Source organism: Streptomyces sp. NBC_00162, from assembly GCF_024611995.1.
Classification (GTDB): Bacteria; Actinomycetota; Actinomycetes; order Streptomycetales; family Streptomycetaceae; genus Streptomyces.
Genome location: NZ_CP102509.1, coordinates 7,400,601 through 7,416,665, shown reverse-complemented (window position 1 = coordinate 7,416,665; position 16,065 = coordinate 7,400,601). Strand labels below are relative to the sequence as shown.

Below are 16,065 nucleotides of genomic sequence, written 5' to 3'. Positions count from 1 at the left end.
AGGAGAACCTCACGTCAAGGCAGCGTAAGCGGCGGAGGCTCTCCCGTTCAAGAGGTATCTCGGGAAATTATCCTGTGATACCCCCCGCTTCACCGGAAGTCTTCCCGTTCGTCAGCGTGGAATCGATGGCTCCGCCCAGTCGCGCCATGGCCTCCCGGGCCTGTGGCAGGACGCCGGCCAGTGCCAGGAAGCCGTGGAACATCCCGGGATGGGCGTCGAGGACCGAGGGAACTCCGCACGCGGTCAGCCTGCGGTGGTACGCCCGTCCGTCGTCCCGCAGCGGATCGCACCCGGCGACCACCAGGTGCGCGGGCGGCAGCCCGGTCAGGTCCGCGCGCAGCGGGGAGGCCAGCGGATGCCCGCCGTCCCCGTCAGGGCCCAGGTACTGCTCCCAGAACCAGCGCAGGTGCGCGGCGGTCAGGAAGCAGCCCTCGGCGTACGTCCGGTACGACCCGCCGGCCTGGGCGGCGTCCAGGGCGGGATAGACGAGCACCTGGAGGGCGACGGCCGGTCCCCTGTACTTCCGGTGGTCCCGGGCCATCAGCAGCGAGGCGGCGGCGAGGTTGCCCCCGGCGCTGTCCCCTGCGACCACCAGGGCGCCCGGGTCGCCGCCCAGTTCGCCGACGTGTCCGCCGGCCCAGCACAGTGCGGCATACGCGTCCTCCAGGGCGGCCGGGAACCGGTGCTCGGGAGCCCGCCGGTAGTCCACCGAGACCACGGCCGCGCCGGCCGACCGGGAGAGGGTGCGTGCGGTGGTGTCATGGGTGTCCAGGTCACAGAGGACGAAGCCGCCGCCGTGCAGGAAGACCACGGTGGGGCGCGGCCCGGGCCACTCCTCGGGGTCGGGCAGGTAGATCCGTACGGGGACCGGGGGGGCTCCGGACGGGCCGGGGACCGTCCGGTCCTCGACGGCTCCGACGCGGGGCGGGTCCGCCGGCTGCCGGGGCGCGGCCGCCAGAATGCGCCGGGCCTCGTCGGCGTCGGTGACGCTCCCGCCGACATCCGGGAAGGCGGCGGTCAGCGCTTCGACGTAGGGCCGGACAGCGGGGTCGAGGCGGTCGGCGGGGCCGAGCCGGTCCGCGGGGCGGGGTCGGGGGTCGGTCATCGCCGGCCCCGGAAGTGGGGGATGACCTTCTCGCCCCACTGCCGCAGGGTCTCCAGACAGGCCTCCTGCTCCACGGTGCCCATCTGGATCAGACACATGATCTCGTCGGCCCCCGCCTCCTTCAGCCGTTCCACGTGGGCGATGGCGTCATCGGCGCTGCCGTAGGCGTGGTCGGCCTGGAAGGTGGCCGTCGAGGTCGGCCGGACCGGGATGTCCAGCTCGTGCAGCCGGGCCACGACCTGCTCGGCCGCCTTGCGCATCTCGGCGGCCTCGTCGGCTCCCGCGACCACGGCCTCGTCCGGGATGCCCGCGCCGCCGTACCAGTGGCCGATGGACTGGGCGAAGAACCGCTGGCCTCGGATGCCGATCCGGCGCGCCTCCTCCCGGTCGTCGAGCACGATGGTCGGGCAGAGCACCGAGAAGTGGTCGTTGACCGCGGTCGACACGAACCGGCTGCCGTCCCGCCCGGCGATCGCGGCGTCGTAGACGGCCCGCATCCCCGCGATCGACTCGGGTCCGGCGAAGCCCATCACCAGGGCCCCGATCCCCAGCTCGGCGGCCTGCACCAGGGTCTCGCCGCGGCTGCACGCCAGGAACAGCGGCGGGTGCGGGGTCTGCGCGGGCCGTGGCAGGATCGGGTGCGGGTCGATGTCGATCAGCTCGCCGTGGTACTCCAGCTCCTCCTCCTGCCAGGCCCGGCCGATGATCCGCAGCGCCTCCTCGACCTCCGCCGTGGTGCGCTCCCGGTCCACCCCGCACAGCGAGGTCTCCTGCTCGGTGCCCCCGCGCCCGGCCCCGAGGTCGAGCCGCCCGCCGGAGAGCAGGTCGAGCATCGCGGCCCGTTCGGCGACCCGGACCGGGTGGTTGAAGTTGAAGGGCATGCACACGACGCCGTGCCCGATGCGTATGGTGCTGGTCCTGGCCGCGACCCAGGTCAGGAAGATCTCGGGGGCCGACATGTGCGCGTACCACTTCAGCGAGTGGTGTTCGACCGCCCAGATCCGGTCGAAACCCATCCGCTCGGCGAGCACGGCCTGCTCCACGCAGTCGCGGATCACCTGGTGCTCCCGCTCCACGGTCGGGTCGGCGAGCTGAGCTTCGAAGATCACGGAGAATTTCACGGTGCCTCCAGGGTTGCGTCCCGTGCCCGGTCTTACTTCAATTAGGAATATGACTAGTAGTCAGAAGTCGAAGAAGCAAGAGACGGGGAGGCAGGAGTTGCCGCCGACCGCGTGGGCGGTTCTCGGCCTTCTTTCCTTCCCCGGGGAGCGCACGGGCTACGAGCTGAAGAAGTGGGCGGACTCCTCGCTCCGCTTCTTCTACTGGTCACCCGCCATCAGCCAGATCTACGCCGAGCTGCGCCGCCTGGAGGAGCTCGGCTACGCGGCTTCCGCGCGCTCGGGGCCCGAGGAGGCGCGGGCCAAGCGGCGCTACGCCATCACCGACGCGGGACGCGAAGCACTGGCCGGCTGGGCCGCCGACACGGCGGAGGCCGGGCCCCCGGTGCTCAAGCACGGACTGCTCCTGCGGGTCTGGCTCGGACACCTGGCCGAGCCGGAGCGGCTGCGCGCGATGGTCGGCGAGCACCTGGAGCGCACCCGGGCCGAGCTGGCCGCCGTACGGGAAGCCATGGAGCAGGCGGGTGCGGTCGCGGAGTGGGCCTTCCCCGCACTCGCGCTGCGCTGGAGCGAGCGGCAGCACCTCGCGGAACTGGAGCTGGGCGAAGCCCTCCTGACCGATCTGGCCGATCTGACCGGCGAGGCCCGTCAAGCCGGCGGGGACGCGCCCACGCCCGGGTGACGGCGCCGCCACCGCCACCGGCCTCGCAGGGGCTCACAACCCCGACGGGAAGCGGCCGGTGCGCTTCTCCGGGGCCTTGCACGGGCGGTCCCTTCGCACCCTCGGCGCACTAGCATGCGTCCTCATCGCGCGCGGCCGGTCGGGACACCGCGTCCGCGCGGGGAGCCGCCGTCGACGGAAGCGAGAGAACCTTGACTTTCCTCACCATCGGTCACCGCGGGGTCATGGGTGTCGAACCGGAGAACACCCTGCGGTCGTATCTGCGAGCGGAACGTTCCGGCATGGACGTCATCGCTCTGGACGTCCAGCTGAGCAAGGACGGCGCCCTCGTCGCCCTGCACGACCCCGAGGTGGACCGGACCACCGACGGCTCGGGGGCCGTCGCCGATCTGACCCTGGCCGAGCTGCGCGGACTGGACGCCGGCCAGGGCGAGCACGTGCCGGTGTTCGAGGACGTCCTGGACGCGGTCCGGACCCCGCTCCAGGTCTCCGTACGGGACCGGGCCGCCGTCGGGGTGCTCGCGGAGCTGCTCCTGCGCCGCGACCTGACCGCCCGGGTGGAGGTGGCCTCCTCCGACGACGCGCTGCTCGTCGAGGTCACGCGGCTGGTGCCGGGCGTCCGGACCGTGCTGCAGGCGACCGCTCCCGGCGACGACGCCGAGGACGCCGTGGACCGGGCGACGGCCGCCGGTGCGGCGACGATCGCCCTGGACATCCGGCGGCTCACCCTGGAGACCGTCGAATCGGCGCACGCGTCCGGGCTGCGGGTGACCGGCTGGACCGTCAACACCCTCGACCAGCTGCGGCTCGCGCGGGCGCTCGGCCTGGACGGCGCGGCGACCGACTTCCCGGAGATCCGCAGCACCGGCCGCTTCACCGCGTAGCGGGCGGGGCGCGCCGGGCGTTCGGCTACAGCGACTTGACCAGCAGCTCGAAGGCCAGGTCGTCGCGGAGCGGGACGCCGAAGCGCTCGTCACCGTAGGGGAAGGGGCTCAGCTCGCCGGTGCGCCGGTAGCCGCGGCGCACGTAGTAGGCGATGAGCTCCTCCCGTACGTTCACCACCGTCATCCGCATCTCCTTGGCGCCCCACGTCTCGATGGCGCGACGCTCGGCCTCGGCCAGGATCTCCTTGCCGAGGCCCGCGCCCTGGAGCCCGGGGCGGACCGCGAACATCCCGAAGTAGACGTAGTCCCCGCGGTGTTCGAGCTGGCAGCAGGCCACGAGCTCGTCCGCGCGCTCGACGACGATCAGGGTGCTGTCGGCAGCGTCGATGATCTGGCGGACCCCGTCCGGGTCGGTGCGCTGCCCGTCCAGGTAGTCCGCCTCCGTGGTCCAGCCGCCGCGGCTGACCTCACCGCGGTAGGCCGACTCGACGAGGGCCACCAGCTCGGTCACGTCCGCCTCGACGGCACTGCGGAAGCTGAGGGCGGCGGGGTTGGCGGTCGACATCGGTGACTCCGTTCTGCGCGGTGGCATGTGCCATACCGGGTACGGCAGGGAGAGCGTATCCCGGGGCCGAGTGAGGGCGGTGTGAGAGGGGCATCTCTTCCCGTGACGCCGACGAACCGGGAGGTTCCGCCGTGCACGGTTCCGCCATGTCCTCCGCCGACTTCGCCTCCGCCTGGCTGCTCGTCGTGCTGTGCGCGGTGAGCGGAGCGTACTGCCTCCGGCAAGTGCGCAGATCGGGCGGCGCCGCGGCCGGGGAGACCGTGATGGCGTTCGGCATGGCGCTGATGGCCGTGCCCCTCGGGGACCGTGACGGGTGGCAGGCGCTCGTGCTCGGGGCGGTGTTCAGCGGCGCCGCCCTGCACGCGGTGTGGCTGCTGCGCGGCGGGGTGCACCACGCGCACCACCTGGTCGGCTCGCTGGCCATGGCGTACATGGCGCTGACGACGGCCGCCGGGTACGGGCACGGCGGGGGGCTGCCCCTGGTCACCGGACTGCTGCTGCTCTACTACGCGGGGTACGTCCTGCTGGGCGGGGCCCGGCTGGTCGCGGCGGGCGGCGGCGGCGCGCAAAGGACGTACCCGGTGGCGCCGGCCGAGTCGGCCGAGCTGACACGGGCCTGCCGACTGGCCATGGGAATGGGGATGTTGGCCATGCTGCTCACCATGTGACGGTCCGGGCACACGTGTCCTGCGTCACCAATGCCCCGCGACCGTACCCGCAGGTAGCCCCGCGCTCATAGGCTGGCGGCCATGATGGTCCCCGCCGTTCTCCTGATGCTCGGCGCCCTGACCGCGGTGCTCGCGCCCCGGCTGCTCGCCCGGGCCCGATGGCCCGAGCGCGAACCCGTCGTGGCGCTGTGGGTGTGGCAGTGCGTGGTGGCCGCGGTGCTCCTGTGCCTCGGGCTGTCGATGCTGCTCAGCGCGGCGGCGGCCTGGCAGGCGGTGCGCGGACGGCTCTTCGCCGCCGCCCCGCACGGGGTGGTCGACGCCTACGCCCTGGGCGCTTCCGGCGGTCCCTGGGCCGCCGGCACCGCGCTCGCGCTGGCCGGCGGGGCGCTGTGGACGGCGGCGATGCTGGCCCGGGAGGTGCTGCGGGCGCGGGCCCGGCGGCGCGCCCAGGGCAGCGAACTGCTGGTGCGGGCCCCTCTGCTGCCCGGGGAGGACCCCACGGGCGCGCGGCTCGTCGTACTGGAGGGCCCGCGGCCGGACGCCTGGTGGCTGCCGGGGGCGGCCCCGCAGCTGGTGGTCACGACGGCGGCACTGGGCCGGCTGAAGGGGAGCCAGCTCGATGCCGTACTGGCCCACGAGCAGGGGCACGCGGCGGCCCGGCACGACTGGCTGCTGCACTGTTCGCGGGCACTGGCCGGGGGGTTCCCGCAGGTGCCGGTCTTCGCGGCCTTCGAGGCGGAGATGCACCGCCTGGTCGAACTGGCCGCCGACGACGTGGCCTCGCGGCGGTACGGGCGGCTCACGATCGCGCTGGCCCTGGTCGGACTGAACGAGGACCGCGGGGTGTTCGGGCCCTCCGCGGCCCCGCAGGCGCACGTCCAGGAGCGGGTGCGCCGGCTGCTGTCGGCCGCGCCCCGGCTCTCCGCGATGAACCGGCTCCGGCTGACGGCGACGGCCGCCCTGGTCCCGGCGGTACCGCTGCTGGTGGCCTTCGTACCGGGGCTGAGCGCCCTGGCCTAAGCCGTAGCGCGCCGTCGGGGCTCACGCTCGGTCGGTGCGAGGATCCCCCCATGCGGAGCGATCACTTGCGGCAGGCGGGCATCGGCTGTGCGCTGCTCGCGGCCGTCCTGACAGCGCTGGTGCTGGCGCGGTGGCGGCCGCTCCTCGCGTACGACGACCAGGTCGTACGGGATCTTCACAGCCATGCCGTCGCCCATCCCGGGGTCACCCACACGATGCGGATCCTCAGCGACTGGGTGTGGGACCCGTGGACCATGCGGGCCCTGGCCGTCGTGGCCTGCGTCCTGCTGTGGCGGCGGGGCCGGCGGGAGCGGGCGCTGCGGGTGGCGGTGGCGACGCTCGTGGCGGCCGCGGTGCAGCAGGGTCTGAAGGCGCTGGTGGGACGTGAGCGTCCGGTGTTGCCGGACCCGGTGGACTCGGCGCACTTCGCGGCCTATCCCTCGGGCCACGCCATGACGGCGACGGTGGTGTGCGGTCTGCTGCTGTGGCTGCTCCCCCGCCGGACCCCGCGGTGGGCGGTGCGCGCCGCCTGGGCCGCGGCCGTGGTCTCGGTGCTCGGGGTGGGCTTCACCCGGGTCTACCTCGGGGTGCACTGGCCGTCGGACGTACTCGGCGGATGGCTGCTGGGCGTGGCCCTGGTGGCACTCGTCATCGCCGTACCGGGCCCCCGCCGGGGATGTGCCTGCCCTGGGCGATCCCCCGTGTCACCCAGAGCAGGCGGCCCCGCGCGCTGAGTATATTGGCTCCCAGCCAGTCAACGCAGGAGTAAGCATGTCCCCGCGCAGCGCATCGGTCAATGAAGAATTGCGCAGACGTTCCCGGGAGCGGCTGCTCCAGGCCACGGTCGAGCTCGTCGCCGAGCGGGGCTACGAGGCCACGACCCTCGGCGACATCGCCGACCGGGCGGGCGCGGCACGCGGCCTGGTCTCGTACTACTTTCCGGGCAAACGGCAGTTGCTGCAGTCGGCCGTCCACCGGTTGATGCACCTCACCCTGCACGCGGCACTGGAGCGCGAGCCGCGCAGCGACGACGGGCGCGAGCGGCTGGCGCGCGCCATCGACGCGATCCTCGGGCTGGCCCGGGACCAGCCGTTGCTGATGCGGACGCACATGGCGGGCATCCTCACGGCCGAGGGCTTCGTGCAGTGCCCGGAGCAGCAGCGCCTCGCCGAGCTGCTGCGGGACACCGTCACCCGGTACGGCTCGCCGGACGTGGACGCGGACTATCCGCTGCTGCGGGCGCTGCTGATGGGCGCCGTGGTGGCGGTCCTGCTGCCGGGTGCGCCCATGCCGCTGGCCCGGCTGCGGGCCGAGCTGTTCCAGCGCTACGGACTGGACTGGGAGCTGGGCGTCCCGCCGGACGGCGGGCCGCCCGGCGGAACGATTCACTAGTGGTACTCGGGCTGGCTCTGCACGTTGAGCCGGTCCATCCACACCCACTTGGCGCTCTCGGTGCGCCAGTCGTCGAGCCGTAGCACGTCGAAGCCCTTGGCGATGTCGTTCGAATAGATGTGGCCGTTGTAGTAGTACGCCGACCAGGATCCGCCGAGTCCCAGCTTGTCGGTGGTCAGCGGGCCGCGTTCGAAGTACCCGATCTCCTTGGGCTGGGCGGAGTCGGTGAACTCCCACACCGAGACACCGCCCTGGTACCAGGCCTGCACCATGATGTCGCGGCCGCCGCCGACCGGGATCAGCGAGCCGTTGTGGGCCACGCAGTTCTCGGTGTCGGCCTGGTGGCGCGGGATCTTGAAGTAGCTGCGGAAGGCGAGCTTGCGCTGGTCTCCGCGGCCGGTGATGTCGTAGATCCCGTCGGCACCCCGGTTCGGGCCGGTGGCCTCGTTGCAGGTGGCGCCGCCACCGCCGCCGAGTTCGTCGGTGAACACCACCTTGTCGGCACGCTCGTTGAAGGTGGCCGAGTGCCAGAACGCGAAGTTCACGTTGTCCTGCACCCGGTCGATGACCCGCGGCTGTTCGGGCTTGCTGATGTCGAAGAGGATGCCGTCACCCATGCAGGCACCGGCGGCCAGGTTCTTCGACGGCAGCACGGTGATGTCGTGGCAGCCGGTGGTCTTGGAGACGCCGGGGTTGGTGGGCCCGCCCGGGTTGCCGCCGTCCGGGAACAGGATCGGGAAGGCGACCACCGCGGCCTGGGTCGGCGCCTTCTTCGGGACCTTCACCACCGAGATGCCGTCGTGCGGCGGCTTGCAGTCGGGGAAGGCCTCGTTCGGGGAGTACGAGGCGACGTAGAGGTAGATGTCGCGGCCGCTCGGCACCAGGGTGTGGGTGTGGGAGCCGCAGTTGGTCTCGACGGACTTGATGTACTTGGGGTTCTTCTTGTCCTTGATGTCGAAGATCTTGATGCCCTCCCACGAGGACTTCTCCGTCGCGGGCTGCGAGACGCTGTTGCAGGAGTCGTCGCTGCGGGAGGAGTCGGTGGAGAGGAACAGCAGGTCGCCGAGGACGGAGATGTCGTTCTGGCCGCCGGGGCACAGCACCTCGGTGACGGTCTTCGGTGCCTTCGGGTTGGCGATGTCGTAGATCGTGAAGCCGTTGTAATTGCCCGCGTAGGCGTACCTGCCCTGGAAGGCCAGGTCGGAATTGACGGTGGCGGTCGGGGCGAGGGGGATGTTCGCCAGGGGTTTGATGTTCGCGCTGTGCACGATCTCGTCCTGGCCGGGGATCTCGCCGGGGGCGAGCTCCCTGCCCTCGACGAGGCCCGCGTCCTGCCGGCTGCCGCTGCCGGGCACTAAGTCACCCGGGTCGGGGGTGGCGGCCGCCGGTCCGGCGGTCAGAAGCGTGGCGAGGAGCCCGGCCGCCGCGACGGCCGCTCCCACCCTCCCTTTGCGCACTCTCGTGCTGTGGAACGAGCTCACTGTGCCCTCCCATGGGAGTCCGATCGGTTCCGCTCGATGGGGGAACGGAACCCGGACCCCGGCAGTATCTTCCTTTCCATGGACATGGCAAAAGACCCCCGGAGGCCCCAGGCCTTACGGCGGAGCCGATTCACCGGAGCGGTCGTGGCTGCCGGCCTCCTGCTGGCACTCACCGGCTGCCAGGAGGAGGACGACCGGGCGAACGGGGCCGAGGACGGCCGGTCCGTGGTCGTCGCACCGGGCAAGCCGGGCGAGAAGGCGCGCACCCTCACCCCTGAACAGGCCGCGAAGGAAAAACCCGACGACAGCCCGAACGCCGCCGACCACGCCTACGTACAGGGCATGATCGAACATCACGGACAGGCGCTGACGATGAGCGCGCTGGCGCCGCAGCGGGCCTCGGCGGACGGGGTCAAACGGCTGGCCGAGCGGATAGCGGCCGCCCAGAAGCCCGAAATCGGGGCGATGGAGAAGTGGTTGAAGCTCCATCCGGCGCCGCCGGCGGGCTCCGGCGGACAGGGCCACGACCACGGCGCGATGCCGGGCATGGCGACGGATCAGCAGCTGCGGGAGCTGGCCGAGGCCACGGGCGCCGACTTCGACCGGCTCTTCCTGAAGCTGATGACCGCACACCACGAGGGCGCGCTGAAGATGGCGGGCGAGGCGCTGACGGACGGCAACAACGTGGCGGTCGAGGAGATGGCCACCGAGGTGGTGGCCACGCAGAGCGCCGAGATCCACCGGATGCGCGCGATGGGCTGACGGCCGGGGCACCGGGTGTCATGCTGGGACCACCTGCGGGAGGAGCTCCGCCGTGCTTCGTATCGCCGTCGTCGGATCGGGCCCCAGCGGGGTCTACGCGGCCCAGACGCTGGTGCAGCAGCGTGAGGTGCCCGGGGTGCGGGTCGACGTACTGGACCGGCTGCCGGCCCCGTACGGGCTCGTGCGGTACGGGGTCGCGCCCGACCACGAGAAGATCAAGTCGCTGCAGGGCAACCTGCGCACCGTGCTCGAGGACGAACGGATCCGCTTCCTCGGAAACGTCGAGGTCGGCGGGGAGCTGCTGTCCACGGAGCGGCTGCTGGAGCTGTACCACGCGGTCGTGTACTGCGTGGGCGCGGCGCGCGACCGGCTGCTGGGGATCCCCGGCGAGGAGCTGGCCGGGGTGCATTCCGCCACGGCATTCGTGTCCTGGTACAGCGGTCACCCGGACGCCGTCGCCGAGACCTTCGGCCTGACCGGGGTGGACTCGGCGGTCGTGGTCGGCGCGGGCAACGTCGCCGTGGACGTGACACGGATCCTCGCCCGGGGCGAGGCCGAACTGGCGCCGACGGACATGCCGCAGCCGGCGCTCGGCGCGCTCGCCGACAGCGGGGTGCGGCGGGTGGCGATGGTGGCCCGGCGCGGTCCCTCGCAGGGCAAGTTCACCACCAAGGAGCTGCGGGAACTGGGCACGCTGCCGGATGTGGACGCCGTGGTGGACCCCGCCGAGGCGGCCCTCGATCCGGTGTACGGCGATCCGGCCGCGGCCGCGGCGCTGCCCGCGGTGGCCCGGCGCAACCTGGAGGTGCTGCGCGGCTGGGCGGAGCGGGGTCCGGGCGACGCGGGCCGCCGCATCGACCTGCGGTTCTATCTGCGCCCGGTGGAGATCCTGGGCGGGCCCGACGGCCGGGTGAGCGGCGTGCGCTTCGAGCGGACCGCCCCGGACGGCCGCGGCGGGGTGACCGGGACGGGCGTGTACGAGGACATCGAGGCGCAGCTGGTGCTGCGCTCGGTGGGCTACAAGGGCGTCCCGCTGGCGGGCCTGCCCTTCGACCCGGCGAAGGGCACGGTCCCGCACGCGGCGGGCCGGGTGGTGCGCGCGGGCCGCGCCTCTCTCGGCGAGTACGTGGCGGGCTGGATCAAGCGCGGCCCGACCGGGGTGATCGGCACGAACCGGCCCTGCGCCAAGGAGACCGCGTCCTCGCTGCTCCAGGACGCGGGGATGCTGGCCCGGCGCGAGCTGCCCGGCGACCCGCTGGACGCGCTGCGCGCGGCGGGCCTGCACCCCGTGGAGTGGCCGGGCTGGCTGGCCATAGAGGCCGCCGAGGCCGACCTGGGCCGCTCCCTGGGCCGCCGCTCGGTCAAGATCCCCGACTGGCAGGGCCTGTTGGGCGCGGCCGGGCTCGCTTAGGCCCTGTCCAGGACCCTGTCCAGGCGCGCTTCCTCGGCGGCGGCCGCCGTGAGGACGCTGTCGAGGAGGCCGGGGAAGAGCTCCTCCAGTTCCTCGCGGCGCAGGGCGTTGAGCTTGGTGGTGCCGCGGTACGTCTGGCGTACGACACCGCTCTCCCGCAGAACGCGGAAGTGGTGGGTGGTCGTGGACTTGGTGACCGGCAGGTCGAAGTACGAGCAGGCCAGCTCCGAGGCCGAGCCGGCCAGATCCCGGACGATGGAGAGCCGGACCGGGTCGGAGAGCGCGTGCAGCACGCCCTCCAGCCGGATCCCGGCCGCCTCGGGGTGGGCGAGGGCGCGGGCCGCGTCACGTTCCGTCATGTCCCTGCTCCGCTCGCTCGGCTTGGTCGGGCCCCCATCGTACGAGAGTCATCGTATGAGCTCGGCCGGGTGCGCCTCCCGCGTCACCAGGACCGGTGGTACTGGGCGGGCGTACGGATCTCCGCGCCCAGTTCGACGGCCGCCCGGCGGGCCCAGTACGGGTCGCGCAGCAGCTCCCGGCCCAGCAGGACCGCGTCGGCCTCGCCGTTGGCCAGGATCTTCTCGGCCTGCTCCGGTTCGGTGATCAGACCGACGGCGGCCGCGGGGAGGCTGGTCTCGGCCTTGACCCGGGCCGCGAAGGGCACCTGGTAGCCGGGGCCGACCGGGATCGTCACCCGGGGGGCGAGGCCGCCGGTGGAGACGTCGAGGAGGTCCACCCCGTGCTCCTGGAGCAGTGCGGCCAGCCGGACCGTCTCGTCGGCGGTCCAGCCGTCCGCCTCCAGCCAGTCGGTGGCGGAGATCCGGAAGAACAGCGGGAGCTCCTCGGGCCACACCGCCCGTACGGCGTCGACGACTTCGAGGGCGAAGCGGGTGCGGTTGCCGAAGGAGCCGCCGTACGCGTCGGTCCGCTTGTTGCTGTGCGGGGAGAGGAACTCACCGATCAGGTAGCCGTGGGCGCCGTGGACCTCCACGACCTCGTAGCCCGCCGCGAGAGCGCGCTCGGCCGCGGCCGCGAACTGCCCGGTGATCTCCCGGATCTCATCGACCGTCAGCTCGTGCGGGACCGCGTGGCCGTCGGCGAAGGGCACGGCGCTGGGCGCGACCGGCTGCCAGCCGTGCGCCTCGGGGCCGACGGGGGCGCCGCCCTTCCAGGTCCGGTCGGTGGAGGCCTTGCGTCCGGCGTGGGCGATCTGGATGCCGGGGACGGTGCCCTGCGCCTTGAGGAAGGAGGTGATCCGGCGCAGTGCCTCGACCTGGGTGTCGTTCCAGATGCCGAGGTCGTAGGGGGAGATCCGGCCCTCCGGGGAGACGGCGGTGGCCTCCTGGATGATCAGGCCGGTGCCGCCGACGGCGCGGGCGGCGTAGTGGGCGAAGTGCCAGTCGTGCGCCACGCCCGCGTTCGGGCCGAAGGCCTCGGCGCTGTACTGGCACATCGCGGCCATCCACACGCGGTTCGGGATCGTGACCGAGCGCAGGGTGTAGGGCGCGAACAGGGCAGCGAAGGCAGCGGGGGCAGCACTCATCAGGGCTCTCCAGACGTCACCGGGCGCACCGGGGATCGGCGGCTAAGTACGAGACTCACCGTACTACGAAATCTCTCGTACTACGAGACCTCTCGTACAAGCGCGTCGAGCTCGGCGCGCAGCGCCTCCGCCAGGGCGGGCAGGTCCGGGACGGCCGCGGCGTCGGCGACGAGGCCGTAGTGAACCGTCCCCTTGTACGTGGAGACCGCCACGGCCAGGGACTGGCCGTGGGCCAGCGGGGCGAGCGGGTAGACCTCGCGGACCCGGCTCCCGCCGAGGGAGAAGGTCAGGCCCGGCAGCGGGACGCTGGTGACCAGGATGTCGAAGAGCAGCCGGGCGGCCTGGGCCACGAGCGGGCCGCCGAGCCGGTGGCCGAGCGGGTGGACGTGGTCGGCCAGCAGGGCGACGGCCCCCGCGCCGCGGGCGGGTCCGGCGTCCTTGTTGCGGTCCATCGCCGCCCGGACGCGGTCCAGGCGCAGCAGCGGGTCGCGCTCGGCCAGCGGAAGCCGCAGCAGGTATCCGGAGAGCCGGTTGCCCCCGCCGCCGGGCCGGCCCCGGCGGGACACGGGAATCAGGGCACGCGGGCCCGGTCCGCTGGGCGCGGGGTCGCCCCGGCCCTCCAGCCAGCGCCGCAGCGCGCCAGCCACCACGGAGATGAGCACGTCGTTGACAGTGCCCCCGGCGGCCTTGCGGACGAGGTTGACCTCGTCCAGGTCGAGCGCGAGGCCCGCGACCGTACGCGATCCCGTGCCGGAGGCTTCCGCGGTGAGAGCCGCCGGGACCCCGAGGGGCAGTCCTGCGCGGGCCACGGCGGCGCCGATCTCGAGGGCCTGGCCGACCTCCTGGACCCGGGCCGCGAGGACTCCGGGCAGACGCCGCAGGGCGGAGCCGGCCCGCTGCTCGGAGCCGGGGGCCCGCTCGGGGACGGGCCGCGCGGGCGGCCGCAGGTCCGAACCCTCGTCGAACAGCGCCGCGGCCAGGGCGAGCGCGCCCAGGCCGTCGGCGAGGGCGTGGTGGAACTTGAACAGCACGGCGAAGGAGTCCGGGTCGGGCCCCGCCAGGACGTGCGCCTCCCAGGGCGGCAGGTCCCGATCCAGGGGCCGCGCCATCAGCGGGCCCGCCGCGGTGTGCGCGAGGGGCTCGTCCGTGCGGACGAGGAACACGTGCCGCGCCGGGTCGAAGTGGGGGTCGGGCGACCAGGCGGCCGCGCCGACCGGCAGCAGCACGTCCCGGATCCGGCGGCGCAGGCCCGGCACGGTGGCGCAGCGGGCGGTGAGCAGTTCGGCGGCGCGCTCGGCGGCGCGCGCCCCGCGGCGGCCCGCGGCCGTGAAGACGGCGAGGGCGCCGAGGTGCATGGGGTGGGCGGCGGATTCGATCCGCCAGAAGGCGAGGTCGAGCGGGGACAGGTGCTCGGTGGCCACGTAGGTCCTCTCGCGTGCGGCTGCGGTGGCCTGAAGTCAACCCATTCCGAACACTTACAGGCAAGCAGCAATCATTTCTCGATCGTAAACAATCGGTATCAATCGGCAGCTCGGGGCACCGCGCCGCCCGCCGAGCCGCTGTCAGTGGGCGGGTGCAGACTGGCCGGAAAGCTGTGAAAGCCAGATGGACGACGAGGTCCGGAGGTGCCGGCCATGGCCGACGTACTACTGCTCGTGGGTACCCGCAAGGGGCTCTTCATCGGCCGCCGCCGGGGCGGGGCGCCGTGGGAGTTCGACGGGCCCCATTTCAACGCCCAGGCCGTGTACGCGGTCGCCGTCGACCGGCGGGGTCCGGCGCCCCGGCTGCTGGTCGGCGGGGACAGCTCGCACTGGGGGCCGTCCGTCTTCAGCTCCGACGACCTCGGGGCGACGTGGCGGGAGCCCGCCGAGGCCGCGGTGAAGTTCCCCAAGGACACCGGCGCCTCGCTGGAGCGGGTCTGGCAGCTCCAGCCCGCCGGGCCCGAGGCCCCGGACGTGGTCTACGCGGGCACCGAGCCGGCCGCGCTGTTCCGCTCGGCGGACCGCGGCGAGTCCTTCGAGCTGGTCCGCCCGCTGTGGGAGCACCCGAGCCGGAGCAGCTGGCAGCCGGGCGGCGGCGGCGAGGGACTGCACACGGTGATCACCGATCCGCGCGACCCGGACGCGGTGACGGTGGCGGTCTCCACCGCCGGGGTGTTCCGGACGAAGGACGGCGGGGCCAGCTGGGAGCCGTCCAACGACGGGGTGTCGGCGGTCTTCCTGCCCGATCCCCACCCCGAGTTCGGCCAGTGCGTCCACAAGATCGCCCAGGACGCCGGGGACACGGACCGGCTGTACCTGCAGAACCACTGGGGGGTCTACCGCAGCGACGACGCGGGGACCCGGTGGACCGACATCGGCGGCGGACTGCCCTCCGACTTCGGCTTCGCGGTGGCCGCCCATCCGCACCGGCCGGACACCGCCTACGTCTTCCCGCTCAACGCCGACTCCGACCGGGTCCCGGCCGGACACCGGTGCCGGGTCTTCCGCACCCGGGACGCGGGCGCCAGCTGGGAGCCGCTCTCGAAGGGCCTGCCGGCCGGCGACCACTACGGCACGGTGCTGCGCGACGCGCTGTGCACGGACGACGCCGACCCGGCGGGGATCTACTTCGGCAACCGCAACGGCGAGCTGTACGCCAGCCACGACGACGGCGAGACCTGGCAGCTGCTGGCCGAGCACCTGCCCGACGTGCTCTGTGTGCGGGCGGCGACGCTGGGCCAGTAGAGTGATCGACCGTGGCAGCACGACCGTTGAACGAGATCGTCGAGCCGGGCTGGGCCCGGGCTCTGGAGCCGGTTGCGGGGCAGATCGCCGCGATGGGCGACTTCCTGCGCGCCGAGATCGCGGCGGGCAGAACCTACGTCCCCGCCGGGGCCAATGTCCTGCGGGCCTTCCAGCAGCCCTTCGACGAGGTCAAGGTCCTGATCGTGGGACAGGACCCGTACCCCACCCCGGGGCACGCGGTGGGCCTGTCCTTCTCGGTGGCGCCCGAGGTGCGGCCGGTGCCGCCCAGCCTCGACAACATCTTCCTGGAACTGCACCGGGACCTCGGTACCGGCCGGCCCGCCAACGGCGACCTCACGTCGTGGACCCGGCAGGGCGTGCTGCTGCTCAACCGCTCGCTGACCACCGCGCCCCGCAGGTCCAACGCCCACCAGGGAAAGGGCTGGGAGGCCGTCACCGACCAGGCCATCCGGGCGCTCGCGGCGCGCGGCAAGCCGCTGGTGTCCATCCTCTGGGGCCGGGCGGCCCGCAACCTGCGGCCGCTGCTCGGAGAGCTGCCGGTGGTGGAATCTTCCCACCCCTCCCCCAAGTCCGCCGACTACGGGTTCTTCGGGTCCAGGCCGTTCAGCAGGACGAACCAGCTGCTGGTGGACCAAGGTTCACAGCCTGTGGACTGGCGCTTGCCGTCCGTCAGTTGAACCTGCCTGC

General features: G+C 73.1%; 17 protein-coding genes. 10 read left to right on the top strand and 7 right to left on the bottom strand.

All coding sequences use genetic code 11. The annotated features are described in order from the left end of the window. Positions 1–67 precede the first annotated feature (67 nt). Positions 68–1,105 (bottom strand): alpha/beta hydrolase, encoded by a 1,038-nt coding sequence (locus tag JIW86_RS34245; RefSeq protein ID WP_257557850.1) that lies wholly within the window; start codon positions 1,103–1,105, stop codon positions 68–70. Then, positions 1,102–2,226, bottom strand: a complete 1,125-nt coding sequence (locus tag JIW86_RS34240) for an LLM class flavin-dependent oxidoreductase (protein WP_257557849.1) — start codon at positions 2,224–2,226, stop codon at positions 1,102–1,104. The genes JIW86_RS34245 and JIW86_RS34240 overlap by 4 nt, the downstream gene beginning before the upstream one ends. Positions 2,227–2,275: 49 nt before the next feature. On the opposite strand from JIW86_RS34240, the gene JIW86_RS34235 reads away from it, so the two are divergent. Together JIW86_RS34235 and JIW86_RS34230 are read left to right on the top strand one after the other, a co-directional pair. Then, complete coding sequence (locus tag JIW86_RS34235; protein ID WP_257557848.1) at positions 2,276–2,905, top strand: PadR family transcriptional regulator; 630 nt, start codon at positions 2,276–2,278, stop codon at positions 2,903–2,905. Between the two features lie 191 nt (positions 2,906–3,096). Then, positions 3,097–3,789: a glycerophosphodiester phosphodiesterase gene (locus JIW86_RS34230; RefSeq protein WP_257557847.1), complete on the top strand. Its 693-nt coding sequence runs from the start codon at positions 3,097–3,099 to the stop codon at positions 3,787–3,789. A gap of 25 nt (positions 3,790–3,814) precedes the next feature. Here JIW86_RS34230 and JIW86_RS34225 read toward each other — a convergent pair whose 3' ends face one another. Next, complete coding sequence (locus tag JIW86_RS34225) at positions 3,815–4,354, bottom strand: GNAT family N-acetyltransferase (RefSeq protein ID WP_215145431.1); 540 nt, start codon at positions 4,352–4,354, stop codon at positions 3,815–3,817. A gap of 146 nt (positions 4,355–4,500) precedes the next feature. On the opposite strand from JIW86_RS34225, the gene JIW86_RS34220 reads away from it, so the two are divergent. The 4 genes from JIW86_RS34220 to JIW86_RS34205 all read left to right on the top strand — a co-directional run bounded on the left by JIW86_RS34220 (position 4,501) and on the right by JIW86_RS34205 (position 7,434). Continuing rightward, positions 4,501–5,022 (top strand): DUF5134 domain-containing protein, encoded by a 522-nt coding sequence (locus tag JIW86_RS34220; protein WP_257557846.1) that lies wholly within the window; start codon positions 4,501–4,503, stop codon positions 5,020–5,022. An 81-nt stretch (positions 5,023–5,103) separates the two neighbouring features. Beyond that, complete coding sequence (locus JIW86_RS34215; protein WP_257557844.1) at positions 5,104–6,042, top strand: M56 family metallopeptidase; 939 nt, start codon at positions 5,104–5,106, stop codon at positions 6,040–6,042. A 50-nt stretch (positions 6,043–6,092) separates the two neighbouring features. Further along, the gene (locus tag JIW86_RS34210; protein ID WP_257557842.1) at positions 6,093–6,776 is read left to right on the top strand and encodes a phosphatase PAP2 family protein; all 684 of its coding nucleotides are present in this window, start codon (positions 6,093–6,095) and stop codon (positions 6,774–6,776) included. A 37-nt stretch (positions 6,777–6,813) separates the two neighbouring features. Next, a complete protein-coding gene (locus JIW86_RS34205; protein ID WP_257557840.1) occupies positions 6,814–7,434 on the top strand; it encodes a TetR/AcrR family transcriptional regulator in 621 nt (206 codons plus the stop codon). Here the strand turns inward: JIW86_RS34205 and JIW86_RS34200 are convergent. After that, complete coding sequence (locus tag JIW86_RS34200; protein ID WP_257557838.1) at positions 7,431–8,915, bottom strand: LVIVD repeat-containing protein; 1,485 nt, start codon at positions 8,913–8,915, stop codon at positions 7,431–7,433. The genes JIW86_RS34205 and JIW86_RS34200 overlap by 4 nt on opposite strands. A gap of 84 nt (positions 8,916–8,999) precedes the next feature. On the opposite strand from JIW86_RS34200, the gene JIW86_RS34195 reads away from it, so the two are divergent. Continuing rightward, positions 9,000–9,677, top strand: a complete 678-nt coding sequence (locus JIW86_RS34195) for a DUF305 domain-containing protein (protein ID WP_257559544.1) — start codon at positions 9,000–9,002, stop codon at positions 9,675–9,677. A gap of 52 nt (positions 9,678–9,729) precedes the next feature. Next, the gene (locus tag JIW86_RS34190) at positions 9,730–11,088 is read left to right on the top strand and encodes an FAD-dependent oxidoreductase (protein WP_215145419.1); all 1,359 of its coding nucleotides are present in this window, start codon (positions 9,730–9,732) and stop codon (positions 11,086–11,088) included. On the opposite strand, the gene JIW86_RS34185 is transcribed toward JIW86_RS34190, so the two are convergent. The 3 genes from JIW86_RS34185 to JIW86_RS34175 form a co-directional block, all read right to left on the bottom strand. Next, positions 11,085–11,447, bottom strand: coding sequence for an ArsR/SmtB family transcription factor (locus JIW86_RS34185; RefSeq protein WP_215145417.1), 363 nt, complete (start codon positions 11,445–11,447; stop codon positions 11,085–11,087). The genes JIW86_RS34190 and JIW86_RS34185 overlap by 4 nt on opposite strands. A gap of 83 nt (positions 11,448–11,530) precedes the next feature. Further along, entirely contained in the window at positions 11,531–12,631 is a 1,101-nt protein-coding gene (locus JIW86_RS34180) for an NADH:flavin oxidoreductase/NADH oxidase (RefSeq protein ID WP_257557836.1), read from the bottom strand. Between the two features lie 80 nt (positions 12,632–12,711). Further along, entirely contained in the window at positions 12,712–14,052 is a 1,341-nt protein-coding gene (locus JIW86_RS34175) for a wax ester/triacylglycerol synthase family O-acyltransferase (protein ID WP_257557835.1), read from the bottom strand. Positions 14,053–14,265: 213 nt separating this feature from the next. Between JIW86_RS34175 and JIW86_RS34170 the strand changes: the two genes are divergently transcribed. Together JIW86_RS34170 and JIW86_RS34165 are read left to right on the top strand one after the other, a co-directional pair. Beyond that, the gene (locus tag JIW86_RS34170; protein ID WP_257557833.1) at positions 14,266–15,357 is read left to right on the top strand and encodes a WD40/YVTN/BNR-like repeat-containing protein; all 1,092 of its coding nucleotides are present in this window, start codon (positions 14,266–14,268) and stop codon (positions 15,355–15,357) included. 11 nt (positions 15,358–15,368) lie between these two features. After that, positions 15,369–16,055, top strand: a complete 687-nt coding sequence (locus tag JIW86_RS34165) for a uracil-DNA glycosylase (protein ID WP_257557831.1) — start codon at positions 15,369–15,371, stop codon at positions 16,053–16,055. Positions 16,056–16,065: the final 10 nt, after the last annotated feature.